The sequence below is a fragment of the Streptococcus sp. OH4692_COT-348 genome (assembly GCF_003859975.1).
In the GTDB taxonomy this organism is placed as follows: domain Bacteria; phylum Bacillota; class Bacilli; order Lactobacillales; family Streptococcaceae; genus Streptococcus.
On record NZ_RQZB01000007.1, the window covers coordinates 13,373 to 30,145 of the forward strand.

16 protein-coding genes are annotated in these 16,773 nt (G+C 39.3%); 14 read left to right on the forward strand and 2 right to left on the reverse strand.

What is annotated here, in order from left to right; all coding sequences use genetic code 11:
- Positions 1-218: 218 nt before the first annotated feature.
- The 9 genes from secY2 to EII37_RS05445 are packed head-to-tail and all read left to right on the forward strand — an operon-like array spanning position 219 to position 10,611.
- Positions 219-1,436: an accessory Sec system protein translocase subunit SecY2 gene (gene secY2 / locus EII37_RS05405; RefSeq protein WP_124787845.1), complete on the forward strand. Its 1,218-nt coding sequence runs from the start codon at positions 219-221 to the stop codon at positions 1,434-1,436.
- Between the two features lie 9 nt (positions 1,437-1,445).
- Positions 1,446-3,026 (forward strand): accessory Sec system protein Asp1, encoded by a 1,581-nt coding sequence (asp1, locus tag EII37_RS05410; protein ID WP_124787846.1) that lies wholly within the window; start codon positions 1,446-1,448, stop codon positions 3,024-3,026.
- Positions 3,010-4,545 (forward strand): accessory Sec system protein Asp2, encoded by a 1,536-nt coding sequence (gene asp2 / locus EII37_RS05415; RefSeq protein ID WP_124787847.1) that lies wholly within the window; start codon positions 3,010-3,012, stop codon positions 4,543-4,545. The genes asp1 and asp2 overlap by 17 nt, the downstream gene beginning before the upstream one ends.
- The gene (asp3, locus tag EII37_RS05420) at positions 4,542-4,982 is read left to right on the forward strand and encodes an accessory Sec system protein Asp3 (RefSeq protein ID WP_124787848.1); all 441 of its coding nucleotides are present in this window, start codon (positions 4,542-4,544) and stop codon (positions 4,980-4,982) included. The genes asp2 and asp3 overlap by 4 nt, the downstream gene beginning before the upstream one ends.
- The gene (gene secA2, locus EII37_RS05425) at positions 4,975-7,347 is read left to right on the forward strand and encodes an accessory Sec system translocase SecA2 (RefSeq protein WP_124787849.1); all 2,373 of its coding nucleotides are present in this window, start codon (positions 4,975-4,977) and stop codon (positions 7,345-7,347) included. Before asp3 ends, secA2 begins: the two co-directional genes overlap by 8 nt.
- Before the next feature lie 12 nt (positions 7,348-7,359).
- Positions 7,360-8,871, forward strand: coding sequence for an accessory Sec system glycosyltransferase GtfA (gene gtfA / locus EII37_RS05430; protein ID WP_124787850.1), 1,512 nt, complete (start codon positions 7,360-7,362; stop codon positions 8,869-8,871).
- Positions 8,864-10,201, forward strand: coding sequence for an accessory Sec system glycosylation chaperone GtfB (gene gtfB, locus EII37_RS05435; protein WP_124787851.1), 1,338 nt, complete (start codon positions 8,864-8,866; stop codon positions 10,199-10,201). Before gtfA ends, gtfB begins: the two co-directional genes overlap by 8 nt.
- Before the next feature lies 1 nt (position 10,202).
- Positions 10,203-10,382: an accessory secretory system protein Asp4 gene (gene asp4, locus EII37_RS05440; RefSeq protein WP_001278707.1), complete on the forward strand. Its 180-nt coding sequence runs from the start codon at positions 10,203-10,205 to the stop codon at positions 10,380-10,382.
- A 4-nt stretch (positions 10,383-10,386) separates the two neighbouring features.
- Positions 10,387-10,611, forward strand: a complete 225-nt coding sequence (locus EII37_RS05445; protein WP_033689239.1) for an accessory secretory protein Asp5 — start codon at positions 10,387-10,389, stop codon at positions 10,609-10,611.
- Between the two features lie 50 nt (positions 10,612-10,661).
- Here EII37_RS05445 and EII37_RS05450 read toward each other — a convergent pair whose 3' ends face one another.
- Both EII37_RS05450 and sstT read right to left on the reverse strand, forming a co-directional pair.
- Positions 10,662-11,615 (reverse strand): aromatic acid exporter family protein, encoded by a 954-nt coding sequence (locus EII37_RS05450; RefSeq protein WP_124787852.1) that lies wholly within the window; start codon positions 11,613-11,615, stop codon positions 10,662-10,664.
- Positions 11,616-11,682: 67 nt separating this feature from the next.
- On the reverse strand, positions 11,683-12,888 hold the full coding sequence (gene sstT, locus EII37_RS05455; protein WP_124787853.1) for a serine/threonine transporter SstT: 1,206 nt from the start codon (positions 12,886-12,888) through the stop codon (positions 11,683-11,685).
- A 152-nt stretch (positions 12,889-13,040) separates the two neighbouring features.
- Between sstT and EII37_RS05460 the strand changes: the two genes are divergently transcribed.
- The 5 genes from EII37_RS05460 to yhbY all read left to right on the forward strand — a co-directional run bounded on the left by EII37_RS05460 (position 13,041) and on the right by yhbY (position 16,751).
- Positions 13,041-13,601 carry a mechanosensitive ion channel family protein gene (locus tag EII37_RS05460; RefSeq protein ID WP_124787854.1) on the forward strand — a complete coding sequence of 187 codons (561 nt, stop codon included), beginning with the start codon at positions 13,041-13,043 and terminating at the stop codon, positions 13,599-13,601.
- Positions 13,602-13,658: 57 nt separating this feature from the next.
- Positions 13,659-14,567: a magnesium transporter CorA family protein gene (locus EII37_RS05465; RefSeq protein WP_124787855.1), complete on the forward strand. Its 909-nt coding sequence runs from the start codon at positions 13,659-13,661 to the stop codon at positions 14,565-14,567.
- A 14-nt stretch (positions 14,568-14,581) separates the two neighbouring features.
- Complete coding sequence (locus EII37_RS05470; protein WP_124787856.1) at positions 14,582-15,109, forward strand: YqeG family HAD IIIA-type phosphatase; 528 nt, start codon at positions 14,582-14,584, stop codon at positions 15,107-15,109.
- Positions 15,110-15,111: 2 nt separating this feature from the next.
- Positions 15,112-16,218: a ribosome biogenesis GTPase YqeH gene (gene yqeH, locus EII37_RS05475; RefSeq protein WP_000391183.1), complete on the forward strand. Its 1,107-nt coding sequence runs from the start codon at positions 15,112-15,114 to the stop codon at positions 16,216-16,218.
- Positions 16,219-16,439: 221 nt separating this feature from the next.
- Entirely contained in the window at positions 16,440-16,751 is a 312-nt protein-coding gene (yhbY, locus tag EII37_RS05480) for a ribosome assembly RNA-binding protein YhbY (RefSeq protein WP_000060169.1), read from the forward strand.
- The last annotated feature ends 22 nt before the right edge of the window (positions 16,752-16,773 follow it).

Consider the following 16,773-nt stretch of genomic DNA (forward strand, 5'->3'; position numbering starts at 1 on the left):
TAATTGAGAATTTAGTTGAATATTTTTGGAAGGATATATATTCCTTTTGAGAGTTGTTAATAGGAATGGTTTTTATAATACTAGTATTTAATAAACCTTAGATAGTTCTAACTGCCTTACTAAGAAAGAGTACTTTATCATATAAAGGCAAGTAATAATCTAGCGTATGTCTGTAGAAGTAGAAAGATTGAAACTAAAGTTTAAAAAAGGAGTATTTCGTGAAAAAAATTTACTCATCAATGGCAGTAAAAAAAGGACTAATAACTTTGTTTTTGTTGTTTATTTATATATTAGGAAGCAGAATTACTCTTCCTTTTGTTGACTTGAACAGTAAAGATTTTTTAGGTGGGTCAACGGCATATTTGGCGTTTTCAACAGCACTTCTAGGAGGAAATCTGAGAAGTCTATCTCTCTTTTCTATAGGATTATCACCATGGATGTCTGCAATGATCTTGTGGCAAATGTTTTCTTATTCTAAAAAATTGGGGCTAAGTTCTACAGCGATTGAAATTCAAGATCGTCGAAAAATGTATCTGACCTTGGTTATTGCTGTGATTCAATCCTTGGCAGTTACCTTGAGTTTACCAGTACAATCCTCTTACTCGTCATTTTTGGTTGTTGGGATGAATACCTTGTTGCTGATAGCAGGTGCATTTTTCCTTATTTGGTTGTCAGATTTAAATGCTAGTATGGGGATTGGGGGATCTATTGTGATTCTATTATCCAGTATTGTTTTAAATATCCCTCAAGATGTTCTGGAAACATTTCAGACGGTACATATTCCAACGGGAATTATTGTGCTACTCGTTTTGCTTACAATTATTTTTTCTTATTTACTCGCAATTATGTATAGAGCGCGCTATTTAGTTCCTGTTAATAAAATTGGCTTACATAATCGTTTTAAACGCTATTCCTATCTTGAAATCATGTTGAATCCTGCAGGTGGGATGCCTTATATGTATGTGATGAGCTTCCTAAGTGTACCAGCTTATCTGTTCATTTTGCTGGGCTATGTTTTCCCTAATCATTCAGGGCTAGTTGCTTTATCAAAGGAGTTTATGGTAGGAAAGCCTTTGTGGGTCTATGTTTATATTTCTGTCTTATTTTTATTTAGTATTATTTTTGCATTTGTTACTATGAATGGAGAAGAGATTGCAGAACGTATGAAAAAATCTGGAGAATACATTTATGGTATTTATCCAGGTGAGGACACTAGTCGATTTATTAATCGGTTGGTCCTTCGTTTCTCAGTAATAGGTGCTCTCTTTAATGTGGTCATGGCAGGTGGCCCCATGCTTTTTGTTTTGTATGATGAAAAGTTATTAAGATTGGCGATGATTCCAGGCTTGTTTATGATGTTTGGAGGCATGATTTTTACGATTAGAGACGAAGTCAAGGCTTTAAGATTAAATGAAACCTATAAACCCTTGATTTAGGAGAATTTTATGTATTATTTTATTCCAGCTTGGTATGGTTCAGAAAGAACATGGCATGCAAATATCACTCCATGGTATTTTTCTCATTTTCGTTTTGAGTTTGATGATACCTTTAACCAGATTCGACTCCTGCAAAGGCAAGCTATAGATTCTTGTCTATTAGTGTTGTCCTATCAACCACATTTACGCTATTTTTTACATAGACATGGTGTGTTGGAAACAGATACTTATTCTATTTTTGATGTCATGCAAGATTTTCATAATCTCCATACTCAAGTTTTAACTATTAGAGATATTGAGTGGGATAATGACTGTGAATTTATTTATAGTCCCTTTACGATTATCGTTCAAAAAAATGGGAAGAAATTTGCTAAGGTTGAACATGGGGTTGAAGGATTCATCAGTGATATACAGTATTTTGAACCGAATGGTCAAGTACATATGCACTATATTATGGATGATCGTGGATTTGTATCTAGTGTTATTTTCTTTGAAGATGGGCAAGCAGCTTATCAAGAATATCTGAATCCCAAGGGAGTTTGGCAATTTAGAGAGCGTTTAAAAGAAGGAGGATGGGTAGAAGTAAACCCAATTTTTGGTTATCGCTTTAAAGAACTTATCTATCAAAACATGGGAGACTTGGTGGCAGAATTTTTTGAAAAATATCTTCAACAGTATGTGAAGAACGAGGATGTTTTTATGGTTCCTTCTCATTCTCATCATGATCAGTTTGTATTAGATCGTTTACCTAGTGCCAATCCTAAGCTGTTGAGTCTTTTCATTAATCGGAATGCTCAAGCTAGTTTTAAAGACTTAGCTCTGTCATTTGATCAGGCAAATATAGTCTTAGTAGATAGAGAAGATAGTTTGCAGCTCTTGAAGGAACTATATCCTAACCTATCGGATAAATTTCATCATCTCTCTCCTTTTGATACACGTTTACGACTGGGAAGAAGTCAGACTAGAAAAGAATCGATTATTTATTATCAATTAGATTTTTCTGAAGGAATTGATAGACAAGCCTTATTTCAGGTCTTATCATTTATTGCTGAAACAAAAAATACAGAAGTTATTTTTGGGGCCTTTTCAGCTAGTCAGAACCAAATGGAAGAAGTGGAAACCCTTGTCAATGAAATTATTCAGGGACAAATCCATACTGGTAGTTTAGAAAAAAGTCTAGACTACGGTGGTGCAGAAAATCCTCTAGAGGAAAACCAGGAGCAAGAACTTCGTTTTCAATTTGTCAATATGAATGATGAGTTGGATCTGATTAAGACATTGGAGTTTGTTCGTTTGATTGTGGATCTCAATAAGCAACCGTACCTCTATACTCAAATAGCAGGTATTAGTGCGGGAATACCTCAAATTAATCTGGTTGAAACCGTCTATGTGGAACATTTGAAAAATGGCTATTTGATTTCAGATGTGACAGAGTTTTCAAAGGCTGCACTCTACTATACAAATAGACTAAAAGAATGGAATCAGGCCTTGGTTTATTCTATTGATAAAATCAAGGAGCATACTGGTCAACGTTTCTTAGATAAATTACATCGCTGGATTGAGGAGGTCACAGATGTCAAAGGACTATAAAATCCTACAGATAGGGATTGATAATTGGGATCATCATTATGAAATTCCTGAAAACATGGATTGGTATTATTTCTGTCCCAACTCACCATTAGCCCTTCGTAAAATGATGGAGATGGAAAAAATAACACGTTTTCATTCTATTTTGATAGAGGATGGTCAGTATTTATCTGATTTACTGCCTTTTGTTCATCATATTGAGCCTCATACTCTTTTTTATAATCAAGATTTTAAAACGACAGATTTGACCATTCTTGATTTATTAAAAAAGCGGTGTGCTCTAGCTGTTGATTTCTCAGATCCCCAGCAATTAATCAATGATTTGAGTAAATCTCTTTTTGGCGGTGGGTATGGTGATAAACTTTTTCCTTCTACAATCCAAATGAATCCAAATTTTACAGGGGCTATTTCTTATCAAGGATTTGATTATGTCAGTTTGGAAGGGGATTTTGGTCAAGATTTTTCTCAACTTGCATACTGGTCTTATAATATCATAGTTCAACAAAAACTTCCTATTGAGCTGTGGCTTGAGTATGAGAAACAAGGAAATTGTGATTTTCGTTTGCGTATTCGTAAGATTTGGAGTGGGTCTGTTGATGATTTCTTTGAAGAGACAATAGTGTCTGAAAAAGATTTGGAGCAAGCGCTTGTTATGGATAGTCGAGACGGAGACTACTTTCTTTCGATATCTGTTGAAGCAAGAGGTCATGGAATTATCAAACTAGGTAATCTTCACCAACGTTGGAGTCGGAAACAATTTGGTAAGTTTGTACTTGGTGGAAATATCCTACATGATTTTAAGCGTGATGAAATAAATTATTTCTTCCATCCAGGTGATTTTAAACCACCTTTGGCTGTTTATTTTGCTGGTTTTCGTCCAGCGGAAGGTTTCGAAGGTTACTTCATGATGAAAAATCTAGGATGTCCTTTTATCTTATTCTCTGATCCACGTTTAGAGGGGGGAGCTTTTTATCTAGGAACGGATGAGCTGGAGGGAAAGGTCAAAGAGACGATTGCTCATTATCTTGACTATTTGGGATTTGAGCGTCAAGATTTGATTTTATCAGGTCTTTCTATGGGAACATTTCCTTCGCTTTATTATGGAGCTACTTTTGAGCCTTATGCTATTATAGTCGGAAAACCCTTGGTTAATCTAGGAACTATAGCCAATCGTGGACGTTTAGCAAGTCCTAGAGTTTTTCCTACGGGTTTTGATGTTTTAAAACATCAAACTGGAGGAGTAAGTCTTAATCACATGTTGAAGTTGGATCAGCGTTTTTGGAAGGTTTTTAAACAAGCAAATTTTTCAAAGACAACTTTTGGTTTGTCCTACATGAAGGATGAAGATATGGATCCAAAAGCTTATGAACAATTAGTGTCTTATTTATGTAATACAGGTGCCAAGATATTGTCTAAAGGAACTGCTGGACGACATAATGATGATACAGATACCAATGTTGCTTGGTTTATCCACTTTTATCGGATGGTCTTAGAAAATGGTTTTGGAAGGGAGAAAGAATGATTATCACACAGAGACAGCATATTCATTGGGGAGAAGTAGGAGGTACATATATGTACGGGTCAACTGTATCTTACTACCCTGATAAAAGTGTTCGTCTGTATAATCCTCTGTTAGCATCTGGTGAGGTTCTTAAAACGTGGTTTTCTAGTGTGAATTATCAGTCAGCCAGAATTCAGCCTCAACTCCCCTTACTAAAAAGAAATCAGGAGTATCAATTATCATTAGTTTTTGACTGCTGGCCTGAGAATGGGGTTTATACCAAGATTACTTTTTTTGACCGCTATGGTGATATTTTAGAAGAAAAGGTAGAAAAAGTGAAAGATTTCATATTTATTTATCCAGAAGATAGTTATACTTATCAAATTTCTCTTTTAAGTGCTGGTTTTGAATCCTTAACTTTTTATCATTTTTCTATCAAGGAGACTAGAAGTGTTTAGACGTTTAGGTCAAGATTTCCAGCTTAGGAAAGTAAAAAAGATTTTAAAGAGGATCAATAGTTTAAAAGGCAAGATGTCCTCTCTTTCGGATCAAGAATTAGTGGCTAAAACAGTGGAGTTTCGTCAGCGTTTTTCCAAGGGAGAAAGTCTAGATGATCTTTTAGTAGAAGCTTTTGCAGTTGTGCGTGAAGCGGACAAACGGATTTTAGGGATGTTCCCCTATGATGTTCAGGTTATGGGAGCTATTGTCATGCACTATGGAAATGTTGCTGAGATGAACACGGGGGAAGGGAAAACCCTAACAGCTACCATGCCCATTTATCTTAATGCTCTGACAGGAAAAGGAGCCATGCTGATTACTACCAATGACTATCTAGCTAAGCGTGATGCCGAGGAGATGGGACAAGTATACCGATTTTTGGGTTTAACAATTGGAGTTCCTTTTACAGATGATCCTAAACAGGAATTGAAGTCAGAAGAGAAAAAAAGAATTTATGCATCCGATATTATTTATACAACTAATAGTAATTTAGGGTTCGATTATTTGGGTGACAATCTTGCTTCCAATGAAAAGGGAAAATTTTTACGTCCTTTTGATTATGTCATTATTGATGAGATTGATGATATTCTATTGGATAGTGCTCAGACCCCCCTTATCATTGCAGGAGCACCTCGGGTTCAGTCTAATCACTATGGTATTATTGATACGCTGGTAACGACTTTAGTAGAAGGAGAGGACTATATTTTTAAAGAAGAAAAGGATGAAGTCTGGCTCACTACCAAGGGAGCTAAAGCTGCTGAAAGTTTCTTAGGAATAGATCATTTTTACAAGGAAGAGCATGCGGTTTTTGCTCGCCATTTAGTTTATGCGATTCGAGCCCATAAACTCTTTACAAAAGACAAGGACTATGTCATTCGTGGGGATGAAATGGTACTGGTGGATAAGGGGACAGGGCGTCTAATGGAGATGACAAAACTACAGGGCGGCATTCATCAGGCCATTGAGGCAAAGGAACATGTCAAATTATCTCCAGAAACGAGGGCCATGGCTTCTGTCACCTATCAGAGTCTTTTTAAAATGTTTAATAAGATATCTGGTATGACAGGGACAGGTAAGGTCGCGGAAAAAGAGTTTATTGAAACTTACAATATGTCTGTAGTACGCATTCCAACCAATCGTCCGAGACAACGGATTGACTATCCAGATAATCTATATATCACTTTACCTGAAAAAGTGTATGCATCCTTGGAGTACATCAAGGAATACCATGCTAAGGGAAATCCCTTGCTCGTTTTTGTAGGTTCAGTTGAAATGTCTCAGCTTTATTCATCACTCTTGCTTCGTGAGGGAATAGCTCATAATGTTTTAAATGCTAATAATGCGGCGCGTGAGGCCCAGATCATCTCTGAGTCAGGTCAGATGGGGGCTGTTACAGTGGCTACCTCTATGGCAGGACGTGGTACGGATATCAAACTTGGTAAAGGAGTCGCAGAGCTTGGGGGCTTGATTGTCATTGGAACAGAACGAATGGAAAGCCAACGGATAGACCTTCAAATTCGAGGACGTTCTGGTCGTCAGGGAGACCCTGGAATGAGTAAGTTTTTTGTATCCTTAGAGGACGATGTTATTAAGAAATTTGGTCCATCTTGGGTGCATAAAAAGTATAAAGATTACCAAGTTAAAGATATGACACAACCAGAGATTCTTAAGGGTCGCAAGTATCGGAAATTAGTTGAAAAATCTCAACAAGCAAGTGATAGTGCTGGACGTTCGGCACGTCGTCAGACTCTAGAATATGCTGAAAGTATGAATATTCAACGGGATATGATTTACAAGGAGCGTAATCGTCTAATAGATGGTTCTCGTGACTTAGAGGATGTTGTCGAAGAAATCATTACTAGTTATATAGACCAAGTAACTGTTTCAAATTATGAGAGCCGAGAGTTGCTCTTCCACTTTGTTGTAACTAATATTAGTTTTCATATTAAAGATATTCCAGGCTATATAGATGTGACTAACAAAACTGCAGTTCGTAGGTTTATAAAGCAGGTGATTGATAAAGAACTTTCTGAAAAGAAAGCATTACTTGACCAACATGACTTGTATGAACAGTATTTACGACTTTCTTTGCTCAAGGCTATTGATGACAATTGGGTAGAGCAGGTAGACTATCTCCAACAGTTATCTATGGCTATCGGTGGTCAGTCTGCTAGTCAGAAAAATCCAATCGTAGAGTATTATCAAGAAGCCTATGCGGGCTTTGAAGTTATGAAAGAACAAATCCGTGCGGATATGGTGCGTAATCTCCTGATGGGCTTGGTTGAAGTCACTCCTAAGGGTGAGATTATGACTCATTTCCCATAAAAAGAGGAATATATGACAATTTACAATATAAATTTAGGAATCGGCTGGGCTAGTAGCGGTGTTGAATACGCCCAAGCTTACCGTGCTGGTGTTTTTCGGAAATTAAATCTCTCCTCTAAGTTTATCTTTACAGATATGATTTTAGCCGATAATATTCAGCACTTAACAGCCAATATTGGTTTTGATGATGATCAAGTTATTTGGCTTTATAACCACTTTACAGACATTAAGATTGCACCGACTAGCGTGACAGTGGATGACGTCCTAGCTATTTTTGATGGTGTGGAAAGTCGTAGAGAAAAGAATGGTAAGGTATTGCGTGTCTTCTTTTCTGATCAAGATAAGTTTGTAATCTGTTATTTGGTTGATGAGGACAAGGACTTGGTTCAACATGCCGAGTATGTTTTTAAAGGAAAACTGATTCGCAAGGATTATTTTTCTTACACTCGTTATTGTACCGAATACTTTGCTCCTAAGGACAATGTTGCAGTCTTATACCAACGAACTTTTTACAATGAAGACGGGACTCCAGCCTATGATATCTTGATGAATCAAGGGAAGGAAGAAGTTTATCGTTTCAAGGATAAGATTTTCTATGGAAAGCAAGCTTTCATGCGTGCTTTTATGAAATCCTTGAATTTGAATAAGTCTGATTTGGTCATTCTCGATAGGGAGACAGGTATTGGACAGGTTGTGTTTGAGGAAGCGCAAGCGGCGCATTTAGCAGTAGTTGTTCATGCTGAGCATTATAGTGAAAATGCTACAAACGAGGACTATATCCTTTGGAATAACTATTATGACTATCAGTTTACCAATGCGGATAAGGTTGATTTCTTTATCGTATCAACTGACAGACAGAATGAAGTGTTGCGAGAGCAGTTTGCCAAATACACCCAGCATCAATCAAAGATTGTTACCATTCCTGTAGGAAGTATTGATTCCTTGATTGAGTCAAGTCAAGGACGTAAGCCATTTTCATTGATTACTGCTTCGCGTCTTGCCAAAGAAAAACATATTGACTGGTTGGTTAAGGCGGTCATTGAGGCGCGTAAGGAAATTCCTGAATTAACCTTTGATATTTATGGTAGTGGTGGTGAGGATTCTCTTCTTCGAGATATTATTGCAACTCATCATGCTGAGGATTATATCCAACTTAAGGGACATGCAGAACTTTCGCAAATTTATAGCCAGTATGAGGTCTACTTGACAGCATCTACCAGCGAAGGATTTGGTTTGACCTTGATGGAAGCTATTGGTTCAGGCCTTCCTCTAATTGGTTTTGATGTACCTTATGGCAATCAGACCTTTATAGAGGATGGGAAAAATGGCTATTTGATTCCAAGTTCATCTGACCATGTGGAGGACCAAATCAAGCAAGCTTATGCAGCTAAGATTTGCCAATTGTATCAAGAAAATCGTTTGGAAGCCATGCGCGCTCATTCTTATCAAATTGCAGAAGGCTTCTTAACCGAAGAAATTTTAGAAAAGTGGAAGAAAACAGTAGAGGAGGTGCTCCATGATTGAACTTTATGATAGTTATGGTCAAGAAAGTCGAGATTTACATGAAAGTCTAGTAGCTACTGGTCTTTCTCAACTTGGAGTGGTCATCGATGCAGATGGTTTTCTGCCTGATGGTCTGGTATCTCCTTTTACTTATTATCTAGCCTATGAAAAGGGAAAACCTCTTTATTTTAACCAAGTCCCTGTTCCAGCTTTTTGGGAAATTTCAGGAAATAATCAGTCTGCTCGTATTGAAGATAGGACGCAGGAGAGAGCCGTCATTCATTATGCTGATGGAATGCAGGCTCGCTTGGTTAAGCAAGTAGATTGGAAAGACCTGGAAGGTCGAGTCCGTCAGGTTGACCATTATAATCGCTTTGGAGCTTGCTTTGCTACAACGACCTATAGTGCTGATAGTGATCCGATCATGACGGTTTACCAAGATGTCAATGGTCAGGAAGTTTTGCTTGAAAATCATGTGACAGGTGATATCTTATTGACCCTACCTGGTCAGTCCATTCGTTACTTTGCAAATAAGGTTGAATTTATTACCTTCTTTTTGCAAGATTTGGAGCTAGATAAGCACCAGATTGTGTTCAATACACTAGCGACTCCCTTCTTGGTTTCCTTCCATCATCCAGACAAGTCTGGCTCAGATGTCTTGGTGTGGCAGGAACCTCTCTATGATGCCATTCCAGGCAATATGCAGTTGATTTTGGAAAGTGACGATGTGCGTACTAAGAAGATTATCATACCAAACAAGGCGACTTATGAGCTTGCTTTAGAGTTGACTGAAGAGAAATACCATGCTCAGTTTGTGCATTTGGGTTACCATTACCAGTTCAAACGTGATAATTTCCTAAGACGAGATGCCTTAATCTTGACTAATTCAGATCAGATTGAGCAAGTAGAAGCAATTATAGAAGCCTTGCCTGATGTTACTTTCCGTATCGCAGCGGTGACAGAGATGTCTTCTAAGTTATTAGATATGCTTCGTTATCCTAATGTGGTCCTTTATCAGAACGCTAGTCCACAGAAAATTCAGGAGCTCTATCAACTGTCGGATATTTACTTGGATATCAATCACAGCAATGAGTTGTTGCAGGCAGTGCGTCAGGCCTTTGAGCACAATCTCTTGATTCTTGGATTTAACCAAACGGTCCACAATAGTTCTTATATCGCTCCTGATCATCTATTTGAAAGTAGTGAGGTTGCTCCTTTAGTTGAGACTATTAAACTGGCCCTTTCAGATGTTACCCAAATGAGTCTGGCACTTGGGAAGCAAGGTCAACATGCAAACTATGTTGATTTGGTACGATATCAGGAAACCATGCAAACCGTTTTAGGAGGCTAACATGTCAGACGAAGATTTATTTTACAAAGACGTTGAAGGTCGCATGGAAGAGTTGAAACAAAAACCTATCAAGAAGGAAAAAGAAACCCGAGGGGAAAAGATTAGTAAAACTTTTTCACTCATCTTGGGTTTAATGATTCTGATTGGTTTACTCTTTACTTTGTTGGGAATTTTGAGGTAGGCCTATGACTGACATACTGATTGTTTTAGCTATTGTACTCTCTCTTGCTTTGATTGTATTGGTAACCATACAACCCCGTCAAAATCAACTATTTTCCATGGATGCGACCAGTAATATTGGTAAACCAAGCTACTGGCAAAGTAACACCTTGGTAAAGGTTCTCACTTTATTGGTGAGTTTGGCCTTATTTGTTTTACTATTAACCTTTATGGTAATAACTTACAAATAAAAGAAAACTTCAGATATTCACCTTTTGTGATTGGTCTGAAGTTTTCTTTTTTACTGTCCATATTTTTGGTAAAAATCAACTTTTACTTGGATGAAGGTTTTAGCTTCACGTAGGAGTTGGAGGAGCGTGGCGCGAGTTTCAAATTCTTCTCTTGTCTTGGGCAGACTGCGGTTCCGAAAGACTTCTAGATAACGTTCAATTTCATCTAGTAAATCAGAAGCAGGATTGGTCTGGCTCAGTTGACCGGCAATTTTTGAAAAGAGCTGAGCCAAAATTAGGCTTTCACTGGCAGCTAGGTGACAGGTGTTGATTTGCTGGGCCATATTTCGTAGGATACGACTTTGTCGTTGTCTCATCTCAAAGTAGTGGATATGGTAGTCGGTTTGGTGAAAGAGGTGGTCAGAGTGATCTAGATAGACTAGTCTGAGGGCTTCTTCCAAAAGGGTGTCTAATTCTTCTACTAGCTGTGCTCGGTTGCGTCCGTCCCCTCTGGATAAATAATATTTAAAGCGTTGGAGAATATCTTTTAACTTTTCTTCTACCAATGTGTGGTAGTGCTGGATTTCCTCTTCTCGTGAAGGCATGTAGAGATTGACAAGTAAGGCAAATCCTGTACCAATAGCAAAGAGAAGGAATTCATTGACTAGAAGGTCTGGAGAGGTTGACTCTTGTACCAAGAGATGGCTAACCAAAACGCTACTTGGTGTGATGCCAATTTCCCAGCCCATCTTGTAGGCTAGAGGAACGTAGAGAGCCAGATAGAGGCCAAGGCTCCAGATATGAAATCCGCTCAAGTGAAAAGCTAAAACACCGATAGCTAGAGCTAGGAGCATAGAAAAAAGACGATTTCGAGCTAGTTTTAAAGTACTTCTGCGTGTATCAGAGAGGCTTAAGAGGGCGATGATTCCAGCTGAGACAGCTGAAGAAAGATTGAGAAAGTAAGCAAGAAGGGAGGCAAGACAGGTAGCTAAGATGAGTTTTATCGTACGTTGGCTAATAGACATAAGGATTTCCTAGTAAGTTAGAATAAAAGTGGAAAAGACAAGACCTGAGCAGGCTTGTCTTTATGAGTTATTTTTTACGGGCTGCTGCGTATTCGGCAACGGCAGTAAATAGGACGTCAGTAGAAGAGTTGAGAGCTGTTTCACATGAATCTTGGATGACCCCAATCACAAATCCAACACCGACAACTTGCATGGCAATATCGTTAGAAATACCGAAAAGGCTACAAGCAACTGGGATAAGAAGGAGGGATCCTCCGGCAATACCAGAAGCACCACAGGCTGATATTGCTGCTACAACACTGAGGACAAAGGCTGTCGCAAAGTCAACAGGGATTCCCAAAGTATTTACTGCAGCAAGGGTTAAAACGTTAATAGTAATCGCTGCCCCGGCCATGTTGATAGTAGAGCCGAGTGGGATAGAAACCGAATAGGTATCTGGATCTAGTCCAAGGTCGTGACAAAGTTTCATGTTGACAGGGATGTTAGCCGCAGAACTACGAGTGAAGAAGGCTGTCACACCGCTGACACGCAAACATTTCCAAACGAGGGGATAAGGATTTCTCTTCATAAAGAGGAAGGCAATTAGTGGATTGACTACCAGAGCCACAAAGAACATAGTTGTCACCAAGAGGGCAAGCAAGATTCCATAGTTAGCTAGGCTTCCGATCCCCTTATCAGAGATGGTTTTGAAGACAAGACCAAGGATACCAAATGGAGCTAGGTTGATGATCCATTCGACAATCTTAGAAGTCACATCAGCCATAGTTTTCAGCAATTCTTTACTGTTTTTGCTGGCCTCTCTCATAGCAATCCCGAAAACAACTGCCCAAGATAAGATACCGATGTAGTTAGCAGTAACGAGGGCATTGACTGGATTGTCAACCAGTTTGAGCAAGAGGTTGCTGAGGACCTGGCCAATTCCATCTGGTGGTGCGATTTCTGTATTGGCACTATTTAAGGTAATCTCAACAGGGACAATGAAGCTCGCTAGGACAGCGATAAGTGCCGCTGCAAAGGTTCCTACCAAGTAAAGGAAGATAACTGTTTTCATGTTGCTATCTTGTCCCTTTTGATGTTGGGAAAGGGCGTTAGCAACAAGGGCAAAGACTAGAATAGGTGCGATGGCTTTTAGACCGCCAACAAAGAGATCTCCGAGTAGACCAATTCCAGAAACAGAAGGAAGTGTTAGTCCTAGGATTCCTCCAAAAAGCATACCAATCAAAATACGTTTGATCAGGCTAGCCTTATTCCAAGCATGAATGCATTTTTTCATAACAATCTCCTTTTGTTGTGTAATGTTTATGATTATAGTATAAATATGAGCTAAAATCAAGAATTTTCTGTCTATTTTGGCTATTATTTTTGAATATTTATGGAGATTCATCACTTGTGAAAGTATGGTATAATAAATGAAAGGAGTTTTCTATGCAAGAATTTTTTCAAACCTACCTCAATAAGCTTGATGTTACAGCGATTATCGAGAATATCTTAACCAAGTTACTTTCTCTTTTATTCTTATTTTTACTCTTCTATATAGCTAAAAAATTGCTCCATACCATGGTGCAGAGAATTGTCAAACCTTCTCTAAAAATGTCTCGTCACGATGTCGGGCGTCAGAAAACCATCTCACGTCTGTTAGAAAATGTGTTTAATTATACCCTTTATTTCTTTTTACTTTACTGCATTTTGTCGATTTTAGGTTTGCCAGTTTCTAGTTTGCTTGCTGGAGCCGGGATTGCTGGGGTGGCTATTGGGATGGGAGCCCAAGGCTTTCTATCTGATGTCATCAATGGCTTTTTCATCCTCTTTGAACGTCAACTAGATGTGGGAGATGAAGTTGTTTTGACAAATGGTCCTATTACTGTATCGGGAAAGGTCGTCAGCGTCGGCATTCGAACAACGCAACTCAGAGGAGAAGACCAGGTTCTACACTTCGTTCCTAATCGGAATATCACCGTTGTCAGCAATTTCTCTCGTACAGACTAGGCCTGAAATTTTAGCAGATTTATGGTACAATAGAAAGAGTTTGGTAAAGGAGAGAAGATGTTTTTAGAAAAACAGTTGGGCAATGGTTGTACCTGGATTAACTTAGATTTGGACAAGTTGAAAAAATTAGAGGACCTTTCTGAAATCTACGGTTTGGACAAGGAAACCATCGAATATGCGTTGGATAGAAATGAGCGTGCCCACATGGATTATCACCGTGAAAATGGGACTGTGACCTTTATCTACAATGTCTTGAACTTGAAAAAGGATAAGGCCTACTACGAAGCCTTTCCCATGACCTTTATCGTGGAATATCATCGCCTGATTACCATTAGTAATATCAAGAACGCCTATATCATTGAACAGATGACCCGTTATCTGGAGAGTCATGACACGCTTTCGATTTACAAGTTTCTCTTTGCCAGTCTGGAAATCATCAGCAATGCCTACTATCCTGTAATCGAGCAGATGGATAAGAGTAAGGATGAGGTCAATGGGCTATTGCGTCAGCGAACAACTAAGAAAAATCTTTTTGCGTTGTCCGACTTGGAGACTGGTATGGTTTACCTCACTGCAGCTGCCAAGCAAAATCGTATGTTGCTGGAACATATCCAAGGGCATGCCCTCTATCGCAGTTTTAACGAGATTGAGAGAGAACAGTTTGATGATGCCATGATTGAGGCTCATCAGCTGGTATCCATGACAGACTTGATTTCTCAAGTCCTCCAACAACTATCAGCATCTTACAACAACATCCTAAACAATAATCTGAATGACAATTTGACAACACTGACCATCATTTCAGTCTTACTAGCGGTTTTGGCAGTAGTGACAGGCTTTTTCGGAATGAATGTTCCGCTACCTTTAACAGACGAACCCCATGCTTGGCTCTACATCAGTTTGGCTAGTGCTGGGTTGTGGATTGTTTTGTCATTGTTGTTAAGGAAAATTGCGAAAAAAAGTTAAGAAAAGGAGCCAGAATGGCGATTGAAAATTACATGCCAGATTTTGCTGTGGAAGCAGTCTATGATCTGACAGTCCCAAGTCTGCAGGCGCAGGGAATCAAGGCTGTTTTGGTCGATTTGGATAATACCCTCATTGCTTGGAACAACCCTGATGGGACACCAGAGATGAAGCAATGGCTACATGATCTTCGGGACGCGGGCATTCGCATCATCGTGGTATCAAATAACACCAAAAAACGCGTTCAACGTGCAGTTGAGAAGTTTGGAATTGATTACATTTATTGGGCTCTGAAGCCCTTCACATTTGGAATTGACCGTGCCATGAAGGAATTTCACTATGAGAAAAGTGAAGTAGTCATGGTTGGCGATCAGCTCATGACCGATATTCGAGCAGCCCACCGTGCTGGCATTCGCTCGATTTTAGTCAAACCCTTGGTCCAACATGACTCGATCAAAACGCAGATTAACCGAGCTCGTGAGCGCCGTGTCATGCGAAAAATCACTGAAACGTACGGACCGATTACATATAAAAAAGGAATTTAACTATGGAAGAAATTCTCTGTATTGGTTGTGGAGCAACCATTCAGACGACAGACAAGGCTGGTCTTGGATTTACTCCACAGTCGGCACTCGAAAAAGGTTTGGAGACGGGCGAAGTCTATTGCCAACGCTGTTTCCGTCTCCGCCACTACAATGAAATAACAGATGTCCAGTTGACGGACGATGATTTCCTCAAACTCTTGCACGAGGTGGGAGACAGTGATGCTTTAGTGGTAAATGTCATTGATATCTTTGACTTTAATGGCTCTGTCATTCCAGGCTTGCCACGCTTTGTATCGGGCAATGATGTCCTCTTGGTGGGAAATAAAAAAGATATTCTACCCAAGTCTGTTAAACCGGGCAAGATTAGCCAGTGGCTCATGGAACGTGCCCATGAAGAAGGGCTTCGTCCAGTCGATGTCGTTCTAACTTCAGCACAAAACAAACATGCCATCAAGGAAGTCATTGACAAAATTGAGCATTACCGTAAGGGTCGTGATGTCTATGTAGTTGGGGTAACCAATGTCGGAAAATCAACCCTTATCAATGCTATTATCCAAGAAATCACGGGTGACCAAAATGTCATCACGACTTCGCGCTTCCCAGGGACAACCTTGGATAAGATTGAGATTCCGCTTGACGATGGGTCTTATATCTACGATACACCGGGGATTATCCACCGCCACCAGATGGCTCACTACTTGACGGCTAAAAACCTCAAGTATGTCAGCCCTAAAAAGGAAATCAAGCCAAAAACCTATCAGCTCAATCCTGAACAAACCCTGTTTCTAGGTGGTCTTGGACGATTTGACTTTATTGCAGGTGAAAAGCAAGGTTTCACTGCCTTCTTTGATAATGAACTCAAACTCCATCGTACCAAGCTTGAAGGCGCTAGTGCTTTCTACGACAAGCACCTCGGAACGCTTTTGACACCACCAAATAGCAAGGAAAAAGAAGATTTTCCAAAACTGGTCCAGCATGTATTTAACATTAAGGAGAAGACTGACCTAGTCATTTCAGGCCTAGGCTGGATCCGTGTAACAGGCACAGCCAAAGTCGCCGTCTGGGCACCAGAAGGCGTCGCCGTCGTCACACGAAAAGCAATTATTTAAAAGTATTATTACAAAATCGCTGAGCGAACAAAGTGAGCTCATACAAAGATAGTTATTGCCGTGGTGTCTTGCCAATCGATAGATTGGCAAAGGGCACAATTGAGACCAAGGCTCAATTGTGAGGTCAGGAAATCCATTTTTCAAAGATGAGATCTTTGGAAAATTAGTTCCGACCGTCCCTCACCACCTAAAATAACTATCAAAAAAACAAGGAAGAAATTATGTCATTAACATCAAAACAACGTGCCTTCCTCAACAGTCAGGCACACACCCTCAAGCCCATCATCCAAATCGGAAAAAATGGGCTTAACGACCAAATCAAAACCAGTGTCCGTCAAGCTCTTGATGCCCGCGAATTGATTAAAGTAACGCTCTTGCAAAACACAGATGAAAATATCCACGAAGTAGCTGAAATTTTGGAAGAAGAAATCGGTGTGGATACAGTCCAAAAAATCGGACGCATCTTGATTTTATTTAAACAATCTAGCAAGAAAGAAAATCGCAAGATTTCTAAAAAAGTCAAGGAAATCTAAAAACCTACTCCAAATAACTGTT